At 34.9% G+C, this 4,935-nt stretch carries 2 protein-coding genes and 1 pseudogene; 2 read left to right on the top strand and 1 reads right to left on the bottom strand.

Going from position 1 to position 4,935, the window contains the following annotated elements; genetic code table 11:
• The first annotated feature begins 128 nt into the window (after window positions 1-128).
• On the top strand, window positions 129-929 hold the full coding sequence (locus H6F92_RS25285; RefSeq protein WP_242030277.1) for a glycosyltransferase family 4 protein: 801 nt from the start codon (window positions 129-131) through the stop codon (window positions 927-929).
• Between the two features lie 379 nt (window positions 930-1,308).
• On the opposite strand, the gene H6F92_RS25280 is transcribed toward H6F92_RS25285, so the two are convergent.
• Window positions 1,309-3,501 carry a DUF6311 domain-containing protein gene (locus H6F92_RS25280; RefSeq protein ID WP_190359967.1) on the bottom strand — a complete coding sequence of 731 codons (2,193 nt, stop codon included), beginning with the start codon at window positions 3,499-3,501 and terminating at the stop codon, window positions 1,309-1,311.
• 1,163 nt (window positions 3,502-4,664) lie between these two features.
• On the opposite strand from H6F92_RS25280, the pseudogene H6F92_RS25275 reads away from it, so the two are divergent.
• Window positions 4,665-4,826: pseudogene (locus H6F92_RS25275) on the top strand (helix-turn-helix domain-containing protein); the annotation flags it as partial.
• Window positions 4,827-4,935 lie beyond the last annotated feature (109 nt).

The following is a 4,935-nucleotide window of genomic DNA, read 5'->3' as shown; positions in this document are numbered from 1 at the left end:
ACACTTTTGTGGAAGCTTTAGAAGCTTTTCGGACAGCGATGTCTTTCCGTTTCTTTGAGTGGCTGACCGAGAATCGGGATGTGTTTGCCGCTTACAAAGCCAGTTTAGGCTTTATTTGGGCTTGAAATTTGTTTAAGTCCCAATATTTTCTCATCGTTGGTTCCCGCATTAGTCTTAAGGGTTATAAAAATGTCAAATTATTCTTTGAAGCTTGGAATAATTTACCTGAAAATAATAATTTAGCAGTGGTTTGTGTCGGTGGTGATTTAGAGTTAGAGCCAGAATTATCGAAATTAGCTAACAATATTAACACCTATGTCTTAAAATTAGATGATCAGGATTTAAAAACCGCTTATTCGGGTGCAATTGCCTTAGTTTATCCTTCTCTTTATGAAGGATTTGGACTGCCAATTATTGAAGCAATGGCCTGTGGGTGTCCGGTGATTACTTGCTTTAACTCGGCGATTCCAGAGGTAGGAGGTGATGCAGTTTTATACATTGACGGCACCAGTATTGATGAGATGATACAAGCTATCAAAAAAATACAAATTCCTGAAATTCGTCAGCAACTAATAGACAAAGGATTAGAGAGATATAAACAATTTTCTTGGCGGCAAAATTCCGAAAAAATTTCTCAAATTATCCTTAAAACTATTGACGAATTTAAAGAAAATTCTTCTGGTCAGGTTTGGGTAGAATTAAGAAAATTACAAGAGGAAAAACAAAATCAATCTCTCCAGTATTTAATTACATCTAGGAGTCTTAAAGAAGTGGAATATTCTCTAGAAACCTTAAAAATTCAGAATGTAGAATTATTAGAGAATATTGAAAGCCAACAAAAGGAAATTAACAATTTATCTACAGCTAAGTCAGCTATTAAAAAACTGCTTAAGACTTTCATTAAAAAAGCCAAGCCTAGTGGGACTTAGACACTTTTCGAGCCATAAAAGCACTGAAAAACCCTCTGAATAAGGGAAAGAGGTAAATAAGAAAAAAATGACTGAAACCCTCAAGAAGACTAGATTGAGTGTTGTTTGAACTTAAGTCATCTCTCTGTATGGGTTTGAAGCTATTTTTGTCTTAGGTTTTGTTTAAGTCCCATTAGGTACTTACTAGACTGACCTGATGGGTATGGTTTGAATTTTTCGAGGTACCCTATAAACATTGTGATGGAAACCGCTTGTGGGTTGCATAACTACAAATTCATTCATCGTCAGAAAGCTGCTGCTTAAATCGCAGATGAAGAAGGGAAACATTGGTTGTAAATGGTTATAAATCCAGTCCTTTTATTGCCGATAACGTTTACTGCTATAAATTAACCGACTGTGATGATTTCTGATACAGTTGAATCCTTGTAACGAAAAGACCAAGTAAACGGGGATCATCGCTTAATCCCAACTCTTGGGGAGATAGGGGATTCAAGATACGAAAAGTAATTTGCAAAAAGGGTGAATTGTCAATTAATTGCTTAGAAATGGGAACTTGATAATTATTAGAAACAATTTCTCCCTGTTTAAAAGTCCACTGGGATACCAAATGGTGATTAACCAAAAGGTCAATTTTTTGTTGAGTATGTTTTTCATTGACAAAAGGAGATGCCTCAATATTAAGAATCAGGTCATCTGTAATTGGTTCTGATAGTTTCAGCAACAGATGTGCCTCAGCGCCATTTGTCCAAGTCCCTGAAGGTTCTGAACTTGACCAATCTCCAAATTGATAATTTAAGGCATTATTTCCCTCTCTAGTAAAATAGATTGTCTCCTTAATTTTGTAAGTTGATATAGGTAATTTTAACGTTGGTTTTTCTAGCGTATCTTTGCGCAATCGACACAGAACATAGCCATCAAGATAGTTACAGTAGTGGCTACTATTATGATCGGCGTTAATTTTCGTATAGTAATTAAAAGTTTTCTTTAAATCTAAAGCGTAGGCGGCATCTTTCTCCATTTTCCCTGACTGAAGACTATTCAATAACTGCTGACAGTGTAATTTTATGTCACTGGAATTATATCGTGCCAAGCGAGCGCTATTCGTTTTTAAATTCTGTAAGGCGGCAATTTTTTCTAAGGCTGGATAAGATTCAATAGCATTGCATTGATAGCTTGGCAAGATAATTAACTTTTTATAATCCTTAGATAGGTGAAGCCATTCTGGAGATTTTAAAATATTTGATTGGGAATGCAAAGGTCCACTTTGAATTACATAATTGTGCAAGGGTACACTATCAAAAAATTGAATTAAAATGACTAGGGTTAATAAAACTTTAATTTGCCGGTGATTCCAGATTTTAAAGCTAATAACCAGAACGGCTAGAATGATCAAGTAGTGTACTACCCAAAAAAATCGTGCACTAGCTCGAAATCTACTGATCACGTCAATCAATATGTCAGGCAGCGGATAGTAAAGAATCAAGCTCTTATTCCAATAAACTTTATTGCTTAAAGCTAATAAAGTTAATAGAAGTGCCAGAGTGAAAAGTACCCAGTTGTGAAGAAAAGCTTGTTTAACTAATATCAAATCTAATTGATTTCTTTTGACAATCAAAACACCCATATTCGCAAATATTAACAAAATAATTCCGATGCCTAAATAGTTAAATCCTTCATATTGCCCATCATTTACTGGCATTGGTTTGACAAAACGGGAATATTCATCTATCGGATTAAAAAGAGCATTCAAATTCAGAGAATAAAAACCATAGGAGCCGCCTTCTGATCCGTCTGTCATAAAATAGCCAAAAAAATACCATCCAAAAATTAGTAATATTAAAAACGAAAAAACTAAAATTACTAATTTAGTCATGGTAATTCTCTGCAAACAAAATGTTTGTATATGGCTACTGATTACAATCAACAGAACCATAACTGATAAATAGGGATGAATTCCAGCACTAAACAATAAAAGTATAGCTTGAAATATTACTATTTTAATGATATTCTTGTTATTGCCAATATTGACAAGCTGAAAATAAGTCCATAGCGAAGCCAATATTAACCAATGACTGGTTAAAGCGAGATGACCGTGCAATCTCCACACCAGTGGAGGAGCAAGCATAAATAATAAACCTGCTCCCATGGCACAAAATAAACTGCCCCGGGAAAACAAAGCTCCTAGTTTAGCTCCCCAGAAAAATTGTAAGACAATATTTAATAGGATCACCAGCCCAAAATACTGGAAATTATCAGCAAAGAAAGGAGAAAAAATCTTAAAGAATACAGCAAATATAGGCAGAGAATCCGTATAAGCAATCGAGCTTCCCGTGGGATAAGCCAAGCTGTCAGTGAAGGTTATCGGCCAATGCCAATTATCATTTTTAAAATATAACCAACCGATAATTGATTGGGCTTTATCTTCCGAATTAAACAACCATTCCATTTGGGTTGGATTAATATCATTTTTCAGCAAATAAATTGCATATATACCTCCCCAAAATCCTGCCAATAATAGGATAATAATGTCAAAATATTTTTCTTTATTTAAGTTTAGTATGTTTTTTAACATCCTTATAGTTACCCAATAATTAAAGTTTTTAAAATAAGTGGAGATTAACTCCTGTGGAATCAATGTTTTCTCGACCTATCTGTAGTAAATGTTTACAGATTGGGTAAGTAGGTAAACCTCAATCAAGTTAATTGAGTGATTAGGAAAAAAAATCAGCAAATGCTGGAAGAAGATATTTGATAGCCAATTCAAAAATGAAACATATCAGCCTTAAGATTTGACAAAGGAAGGCTCATCAGGTAGGGTCTGATTATCACAATGACAAGTCAGAGCCAAAAAAGAACCACTGACATTCTACCAGAAAACATAGGGTAAACGCATTGAAAATTCTGATAGATGCTATAATGCCTGGTTATAATTGCGCCAATTGAAAAAAACCCATCAGTCGTGCAAGTAAACTGATTTCAGTTAAGCTAAACGGCGCTTAACCTGCATGATCCAATAGCTATAACCCTTTTGGAGTCTATATCGGTGATCCGAAGTAAAAGCCGTTTAGCTTAATTACATAATTAGGTTCTTTTCCCATCCCCGCTCCTGCTCCAGTAGTAAAACCGAGGGAGCATCTCATTTATGCAAGTGAGTAAGTATACTTATCCCTAAAGCTGGTTTCTAGCAAGGCTTTCAAAATAGCTTGACATAAAAACCTGATTTAGGGGTTACAAAGGTGAGATGCTCCCAATAGAGGATAGAGGTTCCTTCTAGGTTCAAAAATTTGTCAAGTATCATAAGTAAAATACTCTGGTTTTTGGCTATTATATCAAATTTTAACTCAATTGTCTATCTTTTGGTATTAACCAGTTTGTGCTTTAAGTCTTTCCCTGTATGAATTTCAGCTATTTTTGAGCGTAAGTACTCTCATCGAATTTTATTTTAAGTTAATTATTTGCATAACAATTACCGAAGAGCTATTTAGAAGCAAAGCACCAAAGCAGCAAAGCACTCATTAAAAACATGATTAACCTAGAATTCACGGAAGAAGAAAAGAACAAAGAACGGGAGCATCTCACCTTTGCAATGAGCATAAATACTTAGTGGAAAAATAGGCTTTTCGAGGGTAATTCTTGTTTTAATTCTCCATGTACGCAGTCTTTAAAAGCCTCTATTTCGTTCCAAGACACGATTAAGAGTGGCTTTTAGGCTAAGTATAATTACTTATCGCGTAAGTGAGATGCTCCCAAAAGAACTCACTGTATTATGAAAGATTTCATCATCCCCATCCCCGGGTTCAACTGAAGATGGAAGTTCTTTGGTTAAAGAGTCAAAAGATACCGCACCAAAAAATTTGTCAGTTAGCAGGAATCTCGCCAAATACCTTATTAACTTATAGCAATTCTCTGACTTATGAGGTACAGTAGCAACAGTGAGTAAACCAATTGCGAATATCTTTTTGAGTAACTTCTAACATAGCCAATTCAATCCCTTCTATTAAGTCTT

This window comes from Microcystis wesenbergii FACHB-1317 (assembly GCF_014696875.1).
Taxonomy (GTDB): Bacteria; Cyanobacteriota; Cyanobacteriia; order Cyanobacteriales; family Microcystaceae; genus Microcystis; species Microcystis wesenbergii_A.
Note: the sequence above shows the minus strand (reverse complement) of the source record. Positions and strands in the feature narration are given on the sequence as shown.